Here is a 22376-nt window from a genome sequence, read left to right on the forward strand (position 1 = left end):
CCGCTCTTTAACAACTGAATCAAGCAATTCGTGTGGGTGCTTGTGGTGTCAGACTGAAGTCAACAGATTATCAGCAACCCAAGTTACTCCGCGAGAAATCAAAGATGTAACCAACGATTGCTGAGCCAAGTTTAGGGTTTTCTCAAAACCCAGTTAGATGTTTGAACTGAAGAGTTTGATCATGGCTCAGATTGAACGCTGGCGGCAGGCCTAACACATGCAAGTCGAGCGGCAGCACGGGTACTTGTACCTGGTGGCGAGCGGCGGACGGGTGAGTAATGCCTAGGAATCTGCCTGGTAGTGGGGGATAACGCTCGGAAACGGACGCTAATACCGCATACGTCCTACGGGAGAAAGCAGGGGACCTTCGGGCCTTGCGCTATCAGATGAGCCTAGGTCGGATTAGCTAGTTGGTGAGGTAATGGCTCACCAAGGCGACGATCCGTAACTGGTCTGAGAGGATGATCAGTCACACTGGAACTGAGACACGGTCCAGACTCCTACGGGAGGCAGCAGTGGGGAATATTGGACAATGGGCGAAAGCCTGATCCAGCCATGCCGCGTGTGTGAAGAAGGTCTTCGGATTGTAAAGCACTTTAAGTTGGGAGGAAGGGCAGTTACCTAATACGTATCTGTTTTGACGTTACCGACAGAATAAGCACCGGCTAACTCTGTGCCAGCAGCCGCGGTAATACAGAGGGTGCAAGCGTTAATCGGAATTACTGGGCGTAAAGCGCGCGTAGGTGGTTTGTTAAGTTGAATGTGAAATCCCCGGGCTCAACCTGGGAACTGCATCCAAAACTGGCAAGCTAGAGTATGGTAGAGGGTGGTGGAATTTCCTGTGTAGCGGTGAAATGCGTAGATATAGGAAGGAACACCAGTGGCGAAGGCGACCACCTGGACTGATACTGACACTGAGGTGCGAAAGCGTGGGGAGCAAACAGGATTAGATACCCTGGTAGTCCACGCCGTAAACGATGTCAACTAGCCGTTGGGAGCCTTGAGCTCTTAGTGGCGCAGCTAACGCATTAAGTTGACCGCCTGGGGAGTACGGCCGCAAGGTTAAAACTCAAATGAATTGACGGGGGCCCGCACAAGCGGTGGAGCATGTGGTTTAATTCGAAGCAACGCGAAGAACCTTACCAGGCCTTGACATCCAATGAACTTTCCAGAGATGGATTGGTGCCTTCGGGAACATTGAGACAGGTGCTGCATGGCTGTCGTCAGCTCGTGTCGTGAGATGTTGGGTTAAGTCCCGTAACGAGCGCAACCCTTGTCCTTAGTTACCAGCACGTTAAGGTGGGCACTCTAAGGAGACTGCCGGTGACAAACCGGAGGAAGGTGGGGATGACGTCAAGTCATCATGGCCCTTACGGCCTGGGCTACACACGTGCTACAATGGTCGGTACAGAGGGTTGCCAAGCCGCGAGGTGGAGCTAATCTCACAAAACCGATCGTAGTCCGGATCGCAGTCTGCAACTCGACTGCGTGAAGTCGGAATCGCTAGTAATCGCGAATCAGAATGTCGCGGTGAATACGTTCCCGGGCCTTGTACACACCGCCCGTCACACCATGGGAGTGGGTTGCACCAGAAGTAGCTAGTCTAACCTTCGGGGGGACGGTTACCACGGTGTGATTCATGACTGGGGTGAAGTCGTAACAAGGTAGCCGTAGGGGAACCTGCGGCTGGATCACCTCCTTAATCGACGACTCAGCTGCACCATAAGCACCCACACGAATTGCTTGATTCATTGAAGAAGACGATTAGAAGCAGCTTTAAGCTCCAAGCTGATAGCTCAACGCTAGCGGCTACAAGCTCGAAATTGGGTCTGTAGCTCAGTTGGTTAGAGCGCACCCCTGATAAGGGTGAGGTCGGCAGTTCGAATCTGCCCAGACCCACCAATTTTGTGTGGGAAACGCCTGTAGAAATACGGGGCCATAGCTCAGCTGGGAGAGCGCCTGCCTTGCACGCAGGAGGTCAGCGGTTCGATCCCGCTTGGCTCCACCACTTACTGCTTCTGTTTGAAAGCTTAGAAATGAGCATTCCACCCCGTAAGACAAGGGGTGCCTGAATGTTGATTTCTAGTCTTTGATTAGATCGTTCTTTAAAAATTTGGGTATGTGATAGAAAGAAATATAGACCGGGCACCTCTTTCACTGGTGTGTGTCCGGGCTAAGGTAAAGTTTGTGAAATGCAAACTTTCGGCGAATGTCGTCTTCACAGTATAACCAGATTGCTTGGGGTTATATGGTCAAGTGAAGAAGCGCATACGGTGGATGCCTTGGCAGTCAGAGGCGATGAAAGACGTGGTAGCCTGCGAAAAGCTTCGGGGAGTCGGCAAACAGACTGTGATCCGGAGATGTCTGAATGGGGGAACCCAGCCATCATAAGATGGTTATCTTGTACTGAATACATAGGTGCAAGAGGCGAACCAGGGGAACTGAAACATCTAAGTACCCTGAGGAAAAGAAATCAACCGAGATTCCCTTAGTAGTGGCGAGCGAACGGGGACCAGCCCTTAAGTTGTATTGAGATTAGCGGAACGTTCTGGAAAGGACGGCCATAGTGGGTGATAGCCCTGTACGCGAAAATCCCTTTGCAATGAAATCGAGTAGGACGGGGCACGAGAAACCTTGTCTGAATATGGGGGGACCATCCTCCAAGGCTAAATACTACTGACTGACCGATAGTGAACCAGTACCGTGAGGGAAAGGCGAAAAGAACCGCGGAGAGCGGAGTGAAATAGATCCTGAAACCGTATGCGTACAAGCAGTGGGAGCCCACTTTGTTGGGTGACTGCGTACCTTTTGTATAATGGGTCAGCGACTTATTTTCAGTGGCGAGCTTAACCGAATAGGGGAGGCGTAGCGAAAGCGAGTCTTAATAGGGCGTCTAGTCGCTGGGAATAGACCCGAAACCGGGCGATCTATCCATGGGCAGGTTGAAGGTTGGGTAACACTAACTGGAGGACCGAACCGACTACCGTTGAAAAGTTAGCGGATGACCTGTGGATCGGAGTGAAAGGCTAATCAAGCTCGGAGATAGCTGGTTCTCCTCGAAAGCTATTTAGGTAGCGCCTCATGTATCACTGTAGGGGGTAGAGCACTGTTTCGGCTAGGGGGTCATCCCGACTTACCAAACCGATGCAAACTCCGAATACCTACAAGTGCCGAGCATGGGAGACACACGGCGGGTGCTAACGTCCGTCGTGAAAAGGGAAACAACCCAGACCGTCAGCTAAGGTCCCAAAGTCATGGTTAAGTGGGAAACGATGTGGGAAGGCTTAGACAGCTAGGAGGTTGGCTTAGAAGCAGCCACCCTTTAAAGAAAGCGTAATAGCTCACTAGTCGAGTCGGCCTGCGCGGAAGATGTAACGGGGCTCAAACCATGCACCGAAGCTACGGGTATCATCTTTTGATGATGCGGTAGAGGAGCGTTCTGTAAGCCTGTGAAGGTGAGTTGAGAAGCTTGCTGGAGGTATCAGAAGTGCGAATGCTGACATGAGTAACGACAATGGGTGTGAAAAACACCCACGCCGAAAGACCAAGGTTTCCTGCGCAACGTTAATCGACGCAGGGTTAGTCGGTCCCTAAGGCGAGGCTGAAAAGCGTAGTCGATGGAAAACAGGTTAATATTCCTGTACTTCTGGTTATTGCGATGGAGGGACGGAGAAGGCTAGGCCAGCCTGGCGTTGGTAGTCCAGGTTTAAGGTGGTAGGCTGAGATCTTAGGTAAATCCGGGATCTTAAGGCCGAGAGCTGATGACGAGTGTTCTTTTAGAACACGAAGTGGTTGATGCCATGCTTCCAAGAAAAGCTTCTAAGCTTCAGGTAACCAGGAACCGTACCCCAAACCGACACAGGTGGTTGGGTAGAGAATACCAAGGCGCTTGAGAGAACTCGGGTGAAGGAACTAGGCAAAATGGCACCGTAACTTCGGGAGAAGGTGCGCCGGTGGAGGTGAAGCATTTACTGCGTAAGCCCCTGCCGGTCGAAGATACCAGGCCGCTGCGACTGTTTATTAAAAACACAGCACTCTGCAAACACGAAAGTGGACGTATAGGGTGTGACGCCTGCCCGGTGCCGGAAGGTTAATTGATGGGGTTAGCGCAAGCGAAGCTCTTGATCGAAGCCCCGGTAAACGGCGGCCGTAACTATAACGGTCCTAAGGTAGCGAAATTCCTTGTCGGGTAAGTTCCGACCTGCACGAATGGCGTAACGATGGCGGCGCTGTCTCCACCCGAGACTCAGTGAAATTGAAATCGCTGTGAAGATGCAGTGTATCCGCGGCTAGACGGAAAGACCCCGTGAACCTTTACTATAGCTTTGCACTGGACTTTGAATTTGCTTGTGTAGGATAGGTGGGAGGCTTTGAAGCGTGGACGCCAGTCTGCGTGGAGCCAACCTTGAAATACCACCCTGGCAACTTTGAGGTTCTAACTCAGGTCCGTTATCCGGATCGAGGACAGTGTATGGTGGGTAGTTTGACTGGGGCGGTCTCCTCCTAAAGAGTAACGGAGGAGTACGAAGGTGCGCTCAGACCGGTCGGAAATCGGTCGTAGAGTATAAAGGCAAAAGCGCGCTTGACTGCGAGACAGACACGTCGAGCAGGTACGAAAGTAGGTCTTAGTGATCCGGTGGTTCTGTATGGAAGGGCCATCGCTCAACGGATAAAAGGTACTCCGGGGATAACAGGCTGATACCGCCCAAGAGTTCATATCGACGGCGGTGTTTGGCACCTCGATGTCGGCTCATCACATCCTGGGGCTGAAGCCGGTCCCAAGGGTATGGCTGTTCGCCATTTAAAGTGGTACGCGAGCTGGGTTTAGAACGTCGTGAGACAGTTCGGTCCCTATCTGCCGTGGACGTTTGAGATTTGAGAGGGGCTGCTCCTAGTACGAGAGGACCGGAGTGGACGAACCTCTGGTGTTCCGGTTGTCACGCCAGTGGCATTGCCGGGTAGCTATGTTCGGAAAAGATAACCGCTGAAAGCATCTAAGCGGGAAACTTGCCTCAAGATGAGATCTCACTGGAACCTTGAGTTCCCTAAAGGGCCGTCGAAGACTACGACGTTGATAGGTTGGGTGTGTAAGCGCTGTGAGGCGTTGAGCTAACCAATACTAATTGCCCGTGAGGCTTGACCATATAACACCCAAGCAATCTGCGTCGAATGAGCAGATTGCGGTGACTGTGAAGATGACACGAACCGAAAGTTTGCGTCACGAACGACACCTGAAACAGCTTGCTATCACATACCCGATTTGCTGAAGCGCGCCGCAGGCACGATTCGGTACCCGAATTTCTTGACGACCATAGAGCATTGGAACCACCTGATCCCATCCCGAACTCAGTAGTGAAACGATGTATCGCCGATGGTAGTGTGGGGTTTCCCCATGTGAGAGTAGGTCATCGTCAAGATTAAATTCCAGAAACCCTCATCGCTTACGCGTTGAGGGTTTTTGTTTGTCTGGTGCCTGCAAAAAAACACGTTTTCGTTTCTATGCATCATGAAACCAGCGTGGCTCTGCGTGGCTATATCTGCCGCCGATCGACAGGCACAAAAAAACCACCGATAAGGTGGTTTTTTATTGTCAGGGCAATCAGTCGCCGCGGTATTCACATCCGCTGGTGCAGGTCTCGTGAATGCGGACTGCCGACAGCTCCGGGAGCAAAGGCTTCAATTCATTCCAGATCCATTTCGCCAGGTTTTCGCTGGTTGGATTCTCCAGGCCCGGGATGTCATTCAGGTAGTTATGATCGAGGCGTTCATACAGCGGCTTGAAGATCGCCTTGATTTCCGAGAAGTCCCGGATCCAGCCGGTATGGGGATCAACCTTTCCGGCCAGATGAATGCCGACACGAAACGAATGGCCGTGCAGGCGTCCACACTTGTGCCCCTCTGGAACGTGGGGGAGGCGGTGTGCTGACTCGAAGGTAAACTCTTTGAAGATTTCCACTGTGTATTGGCCCCGGAAAAATGGCGATCGCTCACGCGATAAATGCAATCGACGAGTTTAACAGCAATGGCCTGAAACTCCATGCAAGGGTTGGCCGCGATAACCCCGCTAGAACGCTTGATGGCACTCGGCCAGATCTATTCAGTTTGAGTTAAGTTGTACCGGTTAAGGTGGACGCCATAGAAGCACCGATCGCTATGGATACCCCCTATGAAAACGCTGACCACCCTGCTGGCGGCCCTTACATTTGTTTTGACGTCCTGCTTCATTCAGGCGCGTGGGGTCGACCCACAGGAAGTGCTGCGCCTCAGTGAGGCCGGTACGCTTCATTCGACTGAAAAGCTCGATGCCAAAGCGCTGAGCAAACACCCCGATGCCAGTATCACCGGCACGCAGTTCAAGAACATCTACGGCAGGTACGTTTACAATGTCGAGCTGCGTGACAAACAGGGTGTTGAGTGGGTTCTCGAAATGGACGCCGCCACGGGCCAGGTCTACAGGAATCATCAGGATAACTAATGAATGTCGACAAGCGTCTCTGTGTCATCCTTGGTTTGAGCCTGACCTGCTCTTTTGTGTATGCCAGAGATCTGAATCAGGATGAAGCGCTCAGTTTGCGGCAGCGCGGGGTCATCCTGCCTCTCGAACAGTTCATCGAACGCGCGATGGGCCTTCATCCGGGCTCTCGTCTGCTGGAGGCCGAGCTCGAGGAAAAGAATAATGTGTACGTGTATGAATTTGAGTTGCTGACCCCTGAGGGCGTCGTCCGCGAGCTCAAGTTCGATGCACGTGATAGCCGATTACTGAAAGACGAGGACGATGATTGATGCGCCTGCTACTGGTTGAAGACCATGTTCCCCTTGCCGATGAGCTGCTCGCTGCGCTGGGGCGTCAAGGCTACGCGGTCGACTGGCTGGCTGACGGGCGTGATGCGGTTCATCAAGGCGCAAGTGAACCGTATGACTTGATTGTTCTGGATCTGGGTCTGCCTGGCATGCCAGGGCTTGAGGTTCTCCAGCATTGGCGCAGCAAAGGTCTGGCGACCCCCGTGTTGATTCTGACCGCGCGGGGCTCCTGGTCAGAGCGTATAGAAGGCTTGAAGGCAGGCGCCGATGATTACCTGACCAAGCCTTTTCATCCTGAAGAGCTGCAGCTGCGTATTCAGGCATTGCTGCGACGTTCGCACGGGTTGGCCAACCAGCCCACGCTGGAATCGGCCGGCCTTAATCTGGATGAAGGTCGTCAATGCGTCAGCCGGGATGGCGTGGATATCCAGCTCACCTCGGCTGAGTTTCGTCTGCTGCGTTATTTCATGCTCCACCCGGGACAGATTCTCTCTAAAAGCCATCTTTCAGAGCACTTGTACGATGGTGAAAACGAGCGTGATTCCAACGTCATCGAAGTCCATGTCAATCACCTGAGGCGCAAGTTGGGCCGCGCAGTCGTCGAGACACGCCGCGGTCAGGGCTATCTTTACGGTGGAGCAGGCGGTTGAAATCCATACAGCGGCGTCTGAGTCTGGGTTTGATCGCCGTTATGGTGGTTGTCGGTCTGGTGATGGCGCAGACCAGTCTCTGGCTATTCGAAGTGGGCCTGCAGCGCTATCTGGAGTCAGGCCTGCGCAACGAAAGTGAAAACCTGCTGGTAGCACTGGTGCGAGGTCCTGCCGGGCTGCAGCTGGATGACCATCGCCTCTCGGGTGCCTACCAGCGTCCGTTGTCCGGCCATTACTTCCGCATGGATCTGCCACAGGGGCACTGGCGCTCCCGCTCCCTGTGGGATTTCGAGCTGCCCCAGCCTGGGGTGGGTTTGCATGCCAATCTTGAGCTCGGCAAGACCGGGCAATCGCTGTTGATGCTGACCAGCGAATACCGCAAGTTCGGCAAGCAGATTTCAATCACCGTCGCACAGGATTACACGCCGGTCAGGGCGAGTTTTCGTCTCATGCAGCAGATCGGACTGGGACTTGGGCTTGCCGCGCTGATCCTGGTGCTGGTGTTACAACGCATCACCGTGCGAAGAGCGCTTCGTCCGCTTGAAACCGTTCGCGAGCAGATTTTTCAGCTCCAGCAGGGCCAGCGCTCACAACTGGATAATCAGGTTCCCCTCGAACTCGAGCCGCTGGTGGCTCAGATCAACCACTTGCTCGCGCATACCGAAGACAGCCTGAAACGCTCACGCAATGCACTGGGTAATCTTGGACATGCCTTGAAGACACCGCTCGCGGTCTTGCTCAGCCTGGCCCTCAGCGGCCAGTTGGACGCCAACCCGGCCTTGCGCAGGACGCTGCAGGAGCAGCTGGAAAATATCCGTCTGCGTCTGGAACGCGAGCTCAATCGCGCACGCCTCTCCGGCGACGCTCTACCGGGAGCCCGCTTCGATTGTGACGCCGAACTGCCCGGGCTTTTCTCCACACTGGGCATGATTCATGGTGTCCATCTCCAGTTGATCAACGATGTCGAGGCGGGCATGTACCTGCCGTGGGATCGAGAGGACATTCTCGAACTGCTCGGCAACCTGCTGGACAACGCCTGCAAATGGGCCGACAGCGAAGTGCGTCTGGACATTCTCAGTCAGCATCAGGGCTTCTGTCTGTTGGTGGATGACGATGGGCCTGGTATTCCCGAGGCGCAACGCGCAGAAGTGTTCAGTCGGGGCGCTCGTCTTGACGAGCAGATTACTGGCCACGGGCTGGGTCTGGGTATCGTGCGCGACATCGTCGAGGCGTGGGGTGGTCAACTGGAATTGCAGGAGAGTCCGGCAGGGGGATTGCGGGTACGCATAGACCTGCCAGAGCGGACTGCCCCGTAGTACGTCAGCCGGCACCTTTCAGAGAAATTAATCGCAGCGTTCATCAGATCTTGAGTGCAGTCGAGGGCGTCGCCGATGAAACCCGGCACAGCGCCAAGACCTCACGCAGCCTGGCTGAACGGGCGCGCGCCTGGACAGCCTGCTCGGTCAGTTCCGGCGCTGATGTCTGTCGGGCAGTGGCTTGAATCCCTGCCATCACCCGTGACTTTCGTCGCCGTCATATTGCCTTCATAGAAGATGGCACTCGTGCGCTTGTGTGCTGACTAAGCTCTAGACCGGGCGCGATGCGCGGTCTAATGACATGGACAGGACATGAACGAAACCACGCTGCAATACAAAACCCTCATTCTGCTACTGGTACTGGTGACCATTGCCTTCATATGGATTCTGCTGCCGTTCTATGGCGCAGTGTTCTGGGCGGTCATCCTCGGAATCATCTTCGCGCCTGTGCAGCGCAAGTTGCAGATCAAGTTCAACTGGTCACGCAATCTCACCTCCCTGTGCACCCTGATGATCTGTCTGGTCATCGCCATTCTGCCGGTGATCGTGATCAGCGCCTTGCTGGTTCAGGAGGGCACCACGCTGTACAAGAACGTCGAGACCGGGCAACTGGATATCGCCGGCTATCTGGCCGAGTTCAAGGACCTGTTGCCGCACTCCATGCAGGCGCTGCTCGATCGTCTGGGCATGGGCGACCTGGAAGGGTTGCGCGACAAGATCGCCAAGGGCGCGATGCAGGGCAGTCAGTACCTGGCTACCCAGGCATTCAGCTTCGGGCAGGGCACCTTCGACTTTGTCGTCAGCGTCTTCATCATGCTTTACCTGCTGTACTTTTTCCTGCGCGACGGACAGGAGCTGGTACGCAAGATCCGCACCGCCTTCCCGTTGGGCGAACAGCAGAAGCGCCGTCTGCAGCTCAAGTTCACCCGTGTGGTACGTGCCACGGTCAAAGGCAACGTGGTGGTCGCGGTGACGCAAGGTGCGCTGGGCGGCTTCATCTTCTGGGTGCTGGACATCCCGAGTGCGCTGCTTTGGGCGGTGATCATGGCGTTCCTGTCGCTGTTGCCTGCGGTGGGAGCCGGGATTGTCTGGGCGCCGGTGGCAGTCTACTTCCTGCTCAGCGGCATGATCTGGCAAGGTGTGGTGCTGGGCTTGTTTGGCGTCTTCGTGATCGGTCTGGTGGATAACGTACTGCGCCCGATCCTGGTGGGCAAGGACACCAAGATGCCGGACTACCTGATCCTTATTTCCACGCTGGGCGGCATGTCGGTCTTTGGTCTGAACGGCTTTGTGATCGGACCTCTGGTGGCGGCGCTGTTCATGTCCAGCTGGGGGTTGTTCAGCGGCGCCAAGAAGCCCGTAAAACTGCCAGGCTGATATTGTAAGGAGGCGGAGCCGACACAGACCCGCGCATGCCTCCTGCCATTTATCAGGCAGGAGCATGCGCGGTTTTTTTGATTAGGACATAACGCTCGGAGCAGGTCTCATTCTAAGCCTTTTGCCGCGATGGCAGCCGAGTCCATGAAGGCTGTCAGATCAGTATTGAAGCGTGATGCTTCTTCCAGAAATGGCGCGTGGCCTGAATTTTCGTACACCTTGGATTGAATCCGCGCATTGAGTTGCCGGGCACGTGCGATGCTGGGCTGAACATTGACCAGCTCATCCTTGCCGCCATACAGCATCAATACTGGCACCTTTGCTCTGGGCAAGCCTTCTGCCGCATCGACAGTCATTGCAGGCGTAGCACGGGTCATCGCCCACGATGCCATCGCGGCACTCGACAGCAGCCGCTCGAAGGTCAGTGCATCCGGCTTTGTCTGGAAGCACAGTCCGAGAAAAGTACGTACTGCATCAAGGTGGGTCTTCAGGTCCTCTGAGCTCAGGCCTGCATACACTTGAGGATGAGCTGTAATCAAGGCAGCGTTGAGCTCGATGACACCATCGACATACACAACCCCGCCGATCTCCGCATCGCCATAGGCGGCGAGGTAGTTGGACATGACCACGCCCCCCATTGACCAGCCAACCAGCACCGGACGCTTGCTTGCAGTGGCTTCAACTACCGCTGCCAGATCGTCCGCATAATGACGTCCATTGCGGTACGCCTCGATATTCTCGGGCTTGTCGGAAAGCCCGTGACCGCGCAGGTCATAGGTAATCATCCGGTAGCGCTGCAGTTGAGGGCTGCCGATCTGCTTCTCCCAATTGAGGTGACTGCCCAGCAGACCGTGGATGAAAATCAGAGCCGGGCCGCTCGGATCTCCTGATTCCTGCACAGCGAGCTTGACGCCGTCAGGGGCTGTGACGGTGTAGCTTTTTTCTATTGCCAGGGCAATCGACGATAGTCCGCTTAACAGCGCGACAAGCCAGGTATTACGCAGTAGGCGAACGAAGCGAATGTGATTCATGAGGCGATTTCCCTGCGGCAGAAGTGATGGGCGCACTGTAGGTCGATGACGCAGGACGGTCTATGACGTAAGATCCGGAAAAATTGATTAATTGTCCTGAATTTGTGGTCACCGTTCTCCATGCCAACCTGCTCAAATGACCCCATCAGCGAACTGCTGCTCGGTATGCGTCTATTCGGTGTTCAATTCCGCAGGCTGGAAGTCGTACAGCCCCTTGGTATTGGCTTCAGTAACGCAATCGGGCGAGCACAGTTTCATTTCGTCGGACGTGGGCCGGTGTGGTTGCGTAGCGCTGAGAACGTTCTATGCAGGCTCGACAGCGGGGACGCGGTTCTGATTCCGCGCGGTGGGCACCATGCCATTTTGCCGGCTGAAGACACGGCTGCGAGCGATATACCGCTGTTTGACCCGTCTCCTGGCATTGTCGATGGCGTTCACAATGGGGCATACGACGAGGAGGGCGGAGTCTCTGATCACGCGATCATTTTCAGCTGTTGCATGGAGTTGGAGCTGGGCGGCATGCAACCGCTTGTTGCCGCCATGCCGGATGTCATGCAGGTCAGCACGCTGTTGGAGACATGTCCCGAGCTGCGGCCCATGCTCGCGGCAATGGAGCGTGAGACCTTGATGCTGCAGGCCGGGCATGCGGGGATTCTGGCACGTCTTGCCGAAGTGGTTGCTGCGCTGCTGGTGCGCGGCTGGGTCGCGGGCGGCTGTGGAAATGCCGCGGGCTGGCTCGGCGCTTTGCAAGACCCTCGGCTGAGTCGCGCCATCGTCATGATGCACCAGCGTCCAGGCAGACGCTGGACGGTGGCCACGCTTGCCCGTGAGGCCAGGCATTCCCGCTCTGTGTTCGCACAGCGCTTTCTCGAGGCAACGGGTATGCCGCCATTGCAGTACCTGACGGAGCTGAGAATGCGCTTGGCATTGCATAGCCTGAGCCGTGAACACTGTTCTCTGGAGGCTGTTGCCAGTCAACTGGGTTACGGCTCATTGGCTGCCTTCAGCCGTGCATTCAAAAGAACCGTGGGCCTATCCCCTGGCGCTGTACGGGCCGCGAAAGGCGTTGCCGTGTAGCCGTTCCAGCCGTTTCGGAGACAAAAAAAAGCCCTGCTCGAGAGCAGGGCTTTGCGTTTGCGCAGGATCAGCCCGCTACGTGCAGACCGGCATTGAGCACCAGATCGAGCAGCGGTTGCGGGTAGACACCCAGCACGAAGGTCAGGATCGCAACGGCCAGCAGCATCACGCCGCCCGTGCGCTGTGCCCAGTTGATGGCTGCGTCGTGGCGAGGAAGCTTGTTGTCGACCAGATACATGGTCACCATCACACGCAGGTAATAGAACACGCCGATGGCGCTACCGATTACCAGAGCCCCGACCAACCACCACAGCTGCGATTCGACACCGGTGGCGATGATATAGAACTTGCCGATGAAACCTGCGGTGAGCGGGATACCTGCCAGCGACAGCATCATCAGGGTCATGACTGCCGTCAGGTAAGGGCGACGCCAGAACAGACCACGGTATTCGAACATTGCGTCAGCATCACGTCCGCTGTAAGGCGAAGACATCATGGTGATCACACCGAAGCTGCCCAGCGAGGTCAGGACGTAAGTCGCCAGATAGACGCCGACCGCCTCGACCGCCATGCCTTTGCTGGCCACCAGCGCAATCATCAGGTAACCGAAGTGAGCGATGGAGGAGTAGCCCAGCAGACGCTTGAGGTTGGTCTGAGTCAGCGCCAGCAGGTTGCCGACCAGGATCGACGCGACGGCGATGACTGCCAGTACGTCATGCAGGACACCGCTGCTGGCTGCCGGTGAAACCTGGAACAGACGCACCAGTACCGCGAACACCGCCACCTTGCTGGCGGTCGCCAGGAAGGCTGCGACCGGCGCAGGGGCGCCTTCGTAAACGTCCGGGGTCCACAGGTGGAAAGGTACCAGTGACAGCTTGAAGGCCAGACCGACGACCATCATGCCCAGACCCAGGCTGGCAATCGGACTCGGCATGCCTGTCGCCGCGATGGCCTTGCCGATACCGTCGAAGCTCAGCGAGCCTGCCTCTGCGTACAGCAGCGCCATACCGAACAGCAGGAACGCCGAGCCTGCGGCCGACAGGACCATGTACTTGATGCCGCCTTCCAGCGAACGCTTGTTGAAGAAGGCATAAGCCACCAGCCCATAGACCGGCACCGACAGCAGTTCCAGGCCGATGAACAGGCCTGCCAGATGCTGAGCGCTGACCAGCACCAGTCCACCGGCAGCTGCCAGCAGGATCAGCAGGTAAAGCTCTTCGCGATTGCCGGGATACCCGACCTTGCCGTCACCCAGATAGGCGTGCGCCATGGTCACGCAAGCGAGGGTAGAGGCGAGGATGATCGCCATGTACAGGCAGGCAAAGTTGTCGATATGCAGCAGTGGCGTCACGACCAGAGGGGCAACTTTCAGTGCTGGATAGATCGACAGAAGAGCCAGGTTGAGGCCTGCTACCGAAAGCAGGAACGTTTGCGAGTGATTGCGGCGCCATGCGATCGCCAGCATCACCACGACAATGGTGAGGCTGGTGATCAGCAGTGGCGCAAGCGCAATAAAGTGTTGAATCGTCAGGTCCATAGCGCTCTTACCGGGCCGAAGCGAGTTGAGTGAAGGCAGTGCCTAGCCATTGCTGCACGCCGTGCATGGTCGCCGCCGATGTGTCGAGGAACGGCTGCGGGAATACCCCGAGCACGACCAGCAACACGGCAAGGCCCAGCACCATGATCATTTCCCGTCCGTCCATGCCCTTCAGAACCTCGTCGGACTTCGACGGGCCGAAATAGGCGCGGTGGATCATGATCAGCGAGTAGACAGAACCAAACACCAGACCGGAGGTGGCGATCGCCGTGATCCATGGTGAGCTGGCGAAGCTGCCCAGCAGAATCAGGAATTCGCCGACGAAGTTGCCGGTGCCCGGCAGACCCAAAGAGGCGGCGGCAAAGAACAGGCTGATGGCCGGGATGTAGGCGATGCGTGACCACAGACCGCCCATCTCACGCATGTCGCGAGTGTGCAGACGCTCGTACAACTGACCACTGAGTATGAACAGTGCTGCAGCCGACAGACCGTGGGCGATCATCTGAATCAGTACGCCTTGCAGGGCTTGCTGGCTGCCCGAGTAGATACCGATCAGTACGAAGCCCATGTGCGAAACGCTGGAGAACGCGATCAGGCGCTTGATGTCAGTCTGGGCAAACGCCAGGAATGCGCCGTAGAAGATACCGACCAGGCCCAGCGTCATTGCAATCGGTGCGAACTCGGCCGATGCGTTGGGGAACAGCGGCAGGGCAAAGCGCAATAGGCCGTAAGCCGCCGTCTTCAGCAGGATACCCGCCAGGTCGACGGAGCCTGCAGTCGGTGCCTGGGCATGCGCATCCGGCAGCCAGGAGTGCAATGGCACCACCGGCAGCTTGACGGCGAAGGCAATGAAGAAGCCCAGCATCAGGATGTACTCGGTGCCCGGTGCCAGTTTGGTCTTCAGCAGGTCGGCGTAGGCAAAGGTGATCACGCCGGTCTGATTGAAGTGCACCAGCACCAGGCCCAGGATCGCCACCAGCATGATCAGGCCGCTGGCCTGAGTGAAGATGAAGAACTTGGTGGCTGCATAGATACGGGTTTTCTTGCCGTCCGAAGAACTGTGACCCCAGAGCGCGATGAGGAAATACATCGGCACCAGCATCATTTCCCAGAAGAAGAAGAACATGAACAGGTCGATGGCCAGGAACACGCCGACGACACCGCCCAGGATCCACATCAGGTTAAGGTGGAAGAAACCGACCTTGCGCTGGATTTCCTTCCACGAGCACAGCACCGACAGCACGCCCAGCAGGCCGGTCAGCAGGATCATCAGCAGCGACAGGCCATCGAGTGCCAGATGCACGTCGATGCCGAAGCGGGTGATCCACGGGTGGTGGAATTCCAGGGTCCAGGTCGGATCGGCACCCGGCACCGGCGCGTAGCCGAAGTTGCCGGTAGCCCACAGCCAGAGGCCGAGAACCAGTTCAAGGGTCATTGTCAGCAACGCAATCCAGCGCGGCAGGGTAGAGCCGAAGCGCTCACCCAGCCAGCACAGCAGGCCGCCGATGAAGGGGATCAGGATTAGCCAGGGCAGAATCATGACGGGCTCAATTCCTTTCGCAAATTCGCAAGGTTCATATCAGATCGCAACCAGAACGACGGCACCGAGTACCAGAACGGCACCCACGGCGATCGAGGCAGCATACCAACGCAACTGGCCGGTCTCGGTGCGGCTCATGGTGTCATGACCGCCTTTGACCAGACGTGGGATCAAGCCGATGGTGCGGTCGAACGGATCGCTACGCAGTACATGGCTGATTGCCAGATACGGCTTGACGAACAGCTTGTCGTAGATCCAGTCGAAGCCCCAGGCCGCGAACCACCAGGCCGAAAGGAAACGGCCCGGACCGCTGTTGGCGATAGCCGTCGCCAGGCGGCGCTTGCCGAGAAACAGCAACGCTGCCAGCAGGATACCGGCCAGCGCGATGGCGCCGGAAGCGATCTCCAGACTGTGCTTGGCTTCGCCACCGGCATGGCCGACGCTCTGCGGCAGCACACCGGCCAGGGGCGGAGTGATCAACGCGCCGATGAACGTAGACAGCACGATCAGCACCGACAGTGGCAGCCAGTGAGCGATGCCGTGACCTGCGTGTGCTTCGGTCTTGGCTTCACCATGGAACGCGATGAAGATCAGACGGAAGGTGTACAGCGACGTCATGAACGCGCCCACCAGACCGGCATACAGCAAACCGTTGTTACCGCTGGCAAATGCTTCCCAGAGAATTTCGTCCTTGGAGTAGAAGCCCGCCGTCAGCAGCGGCAGGGCGGAAAGAGCAGCGCCACCGACGATGAAGCTGGCGTAGGCCAATGGCAGTTTCTTCCACAGGCCGCCCATCTTGAAGATGTTCTGCTCGTGGTGGCAGGCAACGATCACCGCACCGGAAGCAAGGAACAGCAGCGCCTTGAAGAAGGCGTGGGTCATCAGGTGGAAGATCGCGCCTTCCCAGGCGCCGACACCCAGTGCCAGGAACATGTAGCCGATCTGGCTCATGGTCGAGTAGGCGAGGATACGCTTGATGTCGGTCTGTACCAGTGCGGCGAAACCCGCCAGAACCAGCGTGACGCCGCCGACAATGCCAACCAGATGCAGAATGTCAGGTGCCAGTGCGAACAGGCCGTGAGTGCGCGCGATCAGGTAAACGCCCGCCGTGACCATGGTCGCTGCGTGGATCAGCGCCGAAACTGGCGTAGGACCGGCCATCGCGTCCGCCAGCCACGTTTGCAGTGGCAGCTGTGCAGATTTACCGACCGCACCGCCCAGCAGCATCAACGTCGCCAGCACGATCCAGAAATCGCCGACCTTGAAGTGTTCCGGCGCCCTGACCAGCAGTTCTTGCACATTGAGCGTGCCCAGTTGCTGGAACAGGATGAACAAGCCAATAGCCATGAACACGTCACCGATACGGGTGACGATGAACGCTTTGAGCGCTGCGTTGCCGTTGTTGCGGTTGCTGTAATAGAAACCGATCAACAGGTAGCTGCACAGGCCTACGCCTTCCCAACCGAAGTAGATGAACAGCAGGTTGTCGCCCAGGATCAGGAACAGCATGCTGGCAATGAACAGGTTGGTGTAGGAGAAGAAGCGCGAGTAGCCCGCTTCACCGCGCATGTACCAGGACGCGAACAGGTGGATCAGGAAGCCGACGCCAACCACGACGCCCAGCATCGTGACGGACAGTCCGTCCAGATACAGCGCGAAGTTGGGCTGGAAGCCATCGACGTCCATCCAGCGCCACAGCACCTGGGTGTAGTGACCGCCTTCGGGTGGCGCCACGTTGAACTGCCAGATGACCCAGGCCGTGACGATGGCTGACAGGCCGATGGAGCCGACGCCGATCAGCGCAGCGAGGTTTTCCGAGAGGCGTCCACGGGAGAACGACAGCAGCAGAAAGCCGATGAGGGGGAATACGAAAGTCAGAAAGAGAAGATTCATCCGCGCATCTCGCTGGCAGCATCGATATCGAGAGTGTGGAAGCGGCGATACAGTTGCATCAGGATCGCCAGGCCGATACTGGCCTCGGCTGCCGCAAGGCTGATCACCAGGATGAACATCACCTGCCCGTCCGGTTGCCCCCAACGGCTGCCGGCCACGACGAACGCCAGTGCAGCGGCGTTCATCATGATTTCCAGGCTCATCAACACGAAGAGAATGTTACGGCGCACCATCAGGCCGACCAGACCCAGACAGAACAGGACCCCGGCGACCGCCAGACCGTGCTCAAGAGGGATAGCATTCATTGGCTTGGCTCCTTGGCCTCGTTGCGGCCCAGATGGAAAGCCGTGATGGCTGCTGCAAGCAACAGCATCGAGGCGAGTTCCACCACCAGCAGATAGGGCCCGAACAGGCTGATGCCGACTGCCTTGGCGTCGACCGTGGTGTGACCGACACCAGCGCCGGTCGGGTTGGCGAACAGCACGTACAGCAACTCGGCCAGCAACAGCGCGCCGAGAATGACCGGACCGATCCAGATGCCGGGTTTGAGCCAGGCACGTTCCTGCTGAACCGAGGCCGGGCCGAGGTTGAGCATCATCACCACAAACACGAACAGGACCATGATCGCGCCCGCGTAGGCGATGACTTCCAGCACACCGGCGAACGGCGCACCGAGGCTGAAGAAAGTCATCGCTACGGCGATCAGCGAGATGATCAGGTAGAGCAGGGCGTGCACCGGGTTCGTGTTGGTGATCACCCGCAGGGTGGACACAACAGCGATACCAGATGCGAAGTAGAAAGCGAATTCCATCTTTACTTCCTTAAGGCAGCAAGCTCTTGACGTTGATCGGCTCGGCTTCGTTCTGTGCGGAGCCCTTGGGCTTGCCGCCGATGGCCATACCGGCAACGCGATAGAAGTTGTAGTCAGGGTTCTTGCCGGGTCCGGAGATCAGCAGGTCTTCCTTCTCGTACACCAGATCCTGACGCTTGAAGTCGGCCATCTCGAAGTCCGGCGTTAGCTGGATCGCGGTCGTCGGGCAGGCTTCTTCGCACAGGCCGCAGAAGATGCAGCGCGAAAAGTTGATGCGGAAGAAGTCGGGATACCAGCGTCCGTCCTCTGTCTCGGCCTTCTGCAGCGAAATGCAGCCGACCGGGCAGGCTACCGCACACAGGTTGCACGCCACGCAGCGCTCTTCACCATCGGGGTCGCGGGTCAGAACGATGCGGCCACGGTAGCGGGGCGGAAGATAAACCTGCTCTTCGGGGTATTGCAGGGTGTCGCGCTTGCGAAAGCCGTGGCCAAAGACCATGACCAGGCTGCGCAACTGGGTACCCGTACCCTTAACGATGTCACCAATATATTTGAACATGGGTCAAATCCTCACTGAACCGAGCCTGCCGGTGTGTTCAACAACACAATCGCAGCAGTCACCAGCAAATTGATCAGGGTCAGCGGCAGACAGAACTTCCAGCTGAAATCCATGACCTGGTCATAACGCGGGCGCGGGATGGAGGCGCGCAGCAGAATGAACAGCATGATGAAAAACGCGGTTTTCAAGGCGAACCAGAAGAATGCCAGCGATGGCAGAATGTCGAACGGGCCGTGCCAGCCGCCGAAGAACAGCGTCACCAGCAGCGCCGAGATCAAAATGATCCCGATGTATTCGCCCACGAAGAACATGCCCCATTTCATGCCGGCATATTCAATGTGGTAGCCGTCAGCCAGTTCCTGCTCGGCTTCCGGTTGGTCGAACGGGTGGCGGTGAGTCACCGCCACGCCTGCGATGAAGAACGTACAGAAGCCAAAAAACTGCGGAATGATGAACCACAGGTTCTGCGCCTGATATTCAACGATGTCGCGCATGTTGAATGAGCCGACCTGAACCACGATGCCCATCAGCGCAAGGCCCATGAACACTTCGTAGGACACGGTTTGTGCCGAAGCACGCAGGCTGCCCAGCAGGGCGAACTTGTTGTTGCTCGACCAGCCGGCGAAGAGCACCGCATACACCGACAGACCCGCCATGGCAAAGAAGAACAACAGACCGATGTTCAGGTCCGCGACGCCCCAGGTCGGGGTGATCGGGATGACTGCGAAGGCGATCAGCAAGGCGCTCATGGCAACCACCGGCGCCAGGGTGAAGATCACCTTGTCAGCGAACGGTGGGGTCCAGTCTTCCTTGAAGAACATCTTCAGCATGTCAGCTGCGATCTGGAACATGCCGAACGGACCCACGCGGTTCGGACCATAACGGTCCTGCCACCAGCCCAGCAAACGACGTTCGACGAAGCTCAACAAGGCACCGCCAACCACGACGCCCAGCAACACCACGATGGCCTTGACCACTGCAATGATTGCGTCGATCACATCAGGGGTAAACCAGGTCATTGCGCTGCCTCCTGCAGACCGTCAACGGATTTGCCAAAGAGTGCTGGCGGAATGCCAGGCAGTCCTGCCGGCAATGCCACAAGGCCCGCGCCCAGTTCTTCGCTGATGCGCAACGGCAAGGTCAGCGTTTCGCCGCCGATGCTCAAGGAGAGCAGGGCACCTTCGTTGACGCCGAGACGATCGGCTTCGGACTTGGCCACTGCGACATAGGCCTGCGGGATGCGTTCCTGAACCGGCGCGGCCAGAGACGAGGTTTCGTCGCTGCCGAACAGGTGGAAGAACGGTACGACCTGCCAGGTGCCGCGCTCTGGAGAGAACGCGCGTGGCACGCTGGAGAACCACGACAGACCATCGCCCTGGCTTTCGATCAGGCGAGTGCCCGGGTCGCCGGCACGCAAGTGACCGCCGACTTCATCCTGAAACTTGTTCCAGGCCTGTGGCGAGTTCCAGCCCGGCGACCAGGCGAATGGCACCTGCTGACGAGGCTCGGCCGAGCCCGAGTAGCCTTCCATGGAGAACGAGAACGCTGTGTCGATGTCTTGCGAGGTGCGCGGCTCATGCACGCTGATGTTGGCTCGCATCGCGGTACGACCGCTATAACGCAGCGGTTCGCGAGCCAGTTTCAGGCCCTTGATGCGGAACGACGCAGACGGCGCGGCGTTGACGATACCCGCCAGTTGCGGCGTGCTGCCGGCGCAGGCTTCGGTGACGTGGTCGAGTTGCGTCCAGTCAACCGGCTTGTTCAGCAAGGTGGCACGCAGGGCATGCAACCAGCGCCAGCCTTCGTGGATCAGAATGCTGGCATCCAGATAGGTCGGATCGAAGACCTGGAAGAAGCGCTGGGCGCGGCCTTCCTGGCTGACCAGTGTGCCGTCGCCTTCAGCGAAGCTGGCAGCTGGCAGGATCAGGTGGGCGCGGTCGCTGGTCGGGGTTTTCTGATGGTCAGCGACGATCACGACTTTCGCTGCGCTCAGCGCGGCGTCGACGATCCTGGCGTCCACACGACGATACAAATCGTTTTCCAGCACCACGATAGCGTCGGCCTTGCCGGAGATCACGGCTTGCAGCGCGGCATCTACGGACTCGCCGCCGAACATCGCCAGGCCCATGCTGTTGGCTTCAGGCACGATCAGGCTGATGGAACCCTGCTTGTCGCGCAGTTTCAAGGCCTTGGCGATGTTGGCAGCAGCTTCGATCAGCGCTGTCGAACCCAGTGAACTGCCGGAAATGATCAGCGGTCGTTTGGCAGCCAGCAGTGCATCGGCAATGCGTTGCGCCAGTTCCAGCGCCTCGCTGTCCAGACCTTCGACAGCAGGTGCGCTGGCGTCCAGGGCATGGGCTACGGCAAAACCGATACGCGCCAGATCATCGGGCGCTGCATGTACGCATTCTTCTGCGACGTCGTCGAGACGGGTCTCGGCGATGCTGGCGATGAACAGCGGATTGAGCTCGTGCTGACCGATGTTCTTCACGGCTGCATCGAGCCACGGCTGGACTTTCATCGCCGCTGCCATGTCTTCAGCCTTGCCTTTGACGGCCTGGCGCAAGCCCAGGGCCATACGTGCCGCTGTCTGGGTCAGGTCTTCGCCGAGGACGAAGATGGCATCGTGATCTTCGATGTCGCGCAGGGTCGGAATAGGCAGCGGGCTGTCGTTCAGGACCTTGAGGATCAGCCTGATACGCTCCAGTTCACCGGCTTCGATACCGCTGTAGAAATGCTCGGCACCCACCAGCTCACGCAGCGCGTAGTTGCTTTCAAGGCTGGCGCGAGGAGAGCCGATACCGACGATGTTACGGCCGCGCAGCAGGTCCGCCGCTTTGTCCAGTGCCTCGTCCAGGCTCAGTTTGACCTGGCCGTCGGCGAGCAATGGCTGACGCGGGCGATCCTTGCGGTTGACATAGCCGTAGCCAAAACGTCCGCGGTCGCAGAGGAAGTACTGGTTGACCGAGCCGTTGTAACGGTTTTCGATGCGGCGCAATTCACCGTAGCGTTCACCCGGGCTGATGTTGCAGCCGCTGGAACAGCCGTGGCAGATGCTTGGAGAGAACTGCATGTCCCACTTGCGGTTGTAGCGCTCGGAGTGGGTCTTGTCCGTGAACACACCGGTCGGGCAGACCTCGGTGAGGTTGCCGGAGAACTCGCTTTCCAGCGTGCCGTCTTCAACGCGACCGAAGTACACGTTGTCATGGGCGCCGTAGACGCCCAGGTCGGTGCCGCCTGCGTAGTCTTTATAAAAGCGCACACAGCGATAACAGGCGATGCAGCGGTTCATCTCGTGCGCGATGAACGGCCCCAGCTCCTGATTCTGATGGGTACGCTTGGTGAAGCGATAACGGCGCTCGTTGTGGCCGGTCATCACCGTCATGTCCTGCAGGTGGCAGTGACCGCCTTCCTCGCAGACCGGGCAGTCATGCGGGTGGTTGGTCATCAGCCATTCGACGACACTGGCCCGGAAGGCCTTGGACTCATCGTCTTCGATGGAAATCCAGGTGTTGTCGGTGGCTGGCGTCATGCAGGACATGACGATACGACCGCGGGTGTCGTTCTCGTCCGTGTACTGCTTGACCGCGCACTGGCGACAGGCGCCAACGCTGCCAAGGGCGGGGTGCCAGCAGAAATAAGGAATATCGAGGCCAAGCGACAGACATGCCTGTAACAGGTTGTCTGCACCATCGACTTCGAGCGCTTTGCCGTCTACGTGAATAGTAGCCATGGTTCAAAGGTCTTCGTTGGCCCGTTGTCAGCGGGCGTGGCTAATGGAATC

The 22376-nt window shown here is 57.6% G+C and carries 17 protein-coding genes, 2 tRNA genes and 3 rRNA genes; 11 read left to right on the forward strand and 11 right to left on the reverse strand.

Translation table 11 applies throughout. The features are described 5' to 3' along the window. Positions 1-163 precede the first annotated feature (163 nt). The 5 genes from JOE34_RS15855 to rrf all read left to right on the forward strand — a co-directional run bounded on the left by JOE34_RS15855 (position 164) and on the right by rrf (position 5417). Positions 164-1702 (forward strand): 16S ribosomal RNA (locus tag JOE34_RS15855). A 123-nt stretch (positions 1703-1825) separates the two neighbouring features. After that, positions 1826-1902 (forward strand) — tRNA-Ile (locus JOE34_RS15860). Between the two features lie 30 nt (positions 1903-1932). Next, positions 1933-2008: transfer RNA gene (locus tag JOE34_RS15865), tRNA-Ala, on the forward strand. A 242-nt stretch (positions 2009-2250) separates the two neighbouring features. Further along, positions 2251-5144, forward strand: a 23S ribosomal RNA gene (locus JOE34_RS15870). A gap of 157 nt (positions 5145-5301) precedes the next feature. Further along, positions 5302-5417, forward strand: a 5S ribosomal RNA gene (gene rrf / locus JOE34_RS15875). Together the 16S, 23S and 5S rRNA genes with 2 tRNA genes alongside form the textbook arrangement of a ribosomal RNA operon. A gap of 182 nt (positions 5418-5599) precedes the next feature. Here rrf and queD read toward each other — a convergent pair. Then, positions 5600-5956, reverse strand: coding sequence for a 6-carboxytetrahydropterin synthase QueD (queD, locus tag JOE34_RS15880; RefSeq protein WP_003317991.1), 357 nt, complete (start codon positions 5954-5956; stop codon positions 5600-5602). A gap of 210 nt (positions 5957-6166) precedes the next feature. Between queD and JOE34_RS15885 the strand changes: the two genes are divergently transcribed. Genes JOE34_RS15885 through JOE34_RS15900 form a run of 4 tightly spaced genes read left to right on the forward strand, consistent with a single transcriptional unit; the run spans position 6167 to position 8767 of the window. After that, on the forward strand, positions 6167-6475 hold the full coding sequence (locus JOE34_RS15885) for a PepSY domain-containing protein (protein ID WP_010425568.1): 309 nt from the start codon (positions 6167-6169) through the stop codon (positions 6473-6475). Then, the gene (locus JOE34_RS15890) at positions 6475-6783 is read left to right on the forward strand and encodes a PepSY domain-containing protein (RefSeq protein ID WP_003317989.1); all 309 of its coding nucleotides are present in this window, start codon (positions 6475-6477) and stop codon (positions 6781-6783) included. Before JOE34_RS15885 ends, JOE34_RS15890 begins: the two co-directional genes overlap by 1 nt. Beyond that, on the forward strand, positions 6783-7451 hold the full coding sequence (locus JOE34_RS15895; protein ID WP_010425567.1) for a response regulator transcription factor: 669 nt from the start codon (positions 6783-6785) through the stop codon (positions 7449-7451). The genes JOE34_RS15890 and JOE34_RS15895 overlap by 1 nt, the downstream gene beginning before the upstream one ends. Then, positions 7448-8767 carry a sensor histidine kinase gene (locus JOE34_RS15900; RefSeq protein ID WP_096116528.1) on the forward strand — a complete coding sequence of 440 codons (1320 nt, stop codon included), beginning with the start codon at positions 7448-7450 and terminating at the stop codon, positions 8765-8767. Before JOE34_RS15895 ends, JOE34_RS15900 begins: the two co-directional genes overlap by 4 nt. Positions 8768-8810: 43 nt before the next feature. Here JOE34_RS15900 and JOE34_RS15905 read toward each other — a convergent pair whose 3' ends face one another. Further along, positions 8811-8963: a hypothetical protein gene (locus JOE34_RS15905; protein WP_154218241.1), complete on the reverse strand. Its 153-nt coding sequence runs from the start codon at positions 8961-8963 to the stop codon at positions 8811-8813. A 116-nt stretch (positions 8964-9079) separates the two neighbouring features. On the opposite strand from JOE34_RS15905, the gene JOE34_RS15910 reads away from it, so the two are divergent. Further along, complete coding sequence (locus JOE34_RS15910; RefSeq protein ID WP_003395673.1) at positions 9080-10144, forward strand: AI-2E family transporter; 1065 nt, start codon at positions 9080-9082, stop codon at positions 10142-10144. Positions 10145-10251: 107 nt separating this feature from the next. Here the strand turns inward: JOE34_RS15910 and JOE34_RS15915 are convergent, their stop codons facing one another. After that, positions 10252-11175, reverse strand: a complete 924-nt coding sequence (locus tag JOE34_RS15915) for an alpha/beta hydrolase (RefSeq protein WP_003426093.1) — start codon at positions 11173-11175, stop codon at positions 10252-10254. Positions 11176-11295: 120 nt separating this feature from the next. Here JOE34_RS15915 and JOE34_RS15920 point away from each other — a divergent pair, with 120 nt between their 5' ends. After that, the gene (locus JOE34_RS15920; RefSeq protein ID WP_010425560.1) at positions 11296-12252 is read left to right on the forward strand and encodes an AraC family transcriptional regulator; all 957 of its coding nucleotides are present in this window, start codon (positions 11296-11298) and stop codon (positions 12250-12252) included. Positions 12253-12319: 67 nt separating this feature from the next. Here the strand turns inward: JOE34_RS15920 and nuoN are convergent, their stop codons facing one another. The 8 genes from nuoN to nuoG are packed head-to-tail and all read right to left on the reverse strand — an operon-like array spanning position 12320 to position 22325. Further along, the gene (gene nuoN / locus JOE34_RS15925; RefSeq protein ID WP_209996059.1) at positions 12320-13789 is read right to left on the reverse strand and encodes an NADH-quinone oxidoreductase subunit NuoN; all 1470 of its coding nucleotides are present in this window, start codon (positions 13787-13789) and stop codon (positions 12320-12322) included. 7 nt (positions 13790-13796) lie between these two features. Then, complete coding sequence (nuoM, locus tag JOE34_RS15930; RefSeq protein WP_002554022.1) at positions 13797-15329, reverse strand: NADH-quinone oxidoreductase subunit M; 1533 nt, start codon at positions 15327-15329, stop codon at positions 13797-13799. 39 nt (positions 15330-15368) lie between these two features. After that, positions 15369-17222, reverse strand: a complete 1854-nt coding sequence (gene nuoL, locus JOE34_RS15935) for an NADH-quinone oxidoreductase subunit L (RefSeq protein WP_016568454.1) — start codon at positions 17220-17222, stop codon at positions 15369-15371. Continuing rightward, positions 17219-17527, reverse strand: coding sequence for an NADH-quinone oxidoreductase subunit NuoK (gene nuoK, locus JOE34_RS15940; protein WP_003317980.1), 309 nt, complete (start codon positions 17525-17527; stop codon positions 17219-17221). Before nuoK ends, nuoL begins: the two co-directional genes overlap by 4 nt. Beyond that, on the reverse strand, positions 17524-18033 hold the full coding sequence (nuoJ, locus tag JOE34_RS15945) for an NADH-quinone oxidoreductase subunit J (RefSeq protein WP_003317979.1): 510 nt from the start codon (positions 18031-18033) through the stop codon (positions 17524-17526). The genes nuoK and nuoJ overlap by 4 nt, the downstream gene beginning before the upstream one ends. Before the next feature lie 10 nt (positions 18034-18043). Then, on the reverse strand, positions 18044-18592 hold the full coding sequence (nuoI, locus tag JOE34_RS15950; RefSeq protein WP_002554018.1) for an NADH-quinone oxidoreductase subunit NuoI: 549 nt from the start codon (positions 18590-18592) through the stop codon (positions 18044-18046). An 11-nt stretch (positions 18593-18603) separates the two neighbouring features. Continuing rightward, complete coding sequence (gene nuoH, locus JOE34_RS15955) at positions 18604-19611, reverse strand: NADH-quinone oxidoreductase subunit NuoH (protein ID WP_003317976.1); 1008 nt, start codon at positions 19609-19611, stop codon at positions 18604-18606. Then, positions 19608-22325 carry an NADH-quinone oxidoreductase subunit NuoG gene (gene nuoG, locus JOE34_RS15960; RefSeq protein WP_096116527.1) on the reverse strand — a complete coding sequence of 906 codons (2718 nt, stop codon included), beginning with the start codon at positions 22323-22325 and terminating at the stop codon, positions 19608-19610. Before nuoG ends, nuoH begins: the two co-directional genes overlap by 4 nt. Positions 22326-22376 lie beyond the last annotated feature (51 nt).

Origin of the sequence: Pseudomonas sp. PvP028, from assembly GCF_017832255.1 — a bacterium.
GTDB classification, from domain to species: domain Bacteria; phylum Pseudomonadota; class Gammaproteobacteria; order Pseudomonadales; family Pseudomonadaceae; genus Aquipseudomonas; species Aquipseudomonas syringae.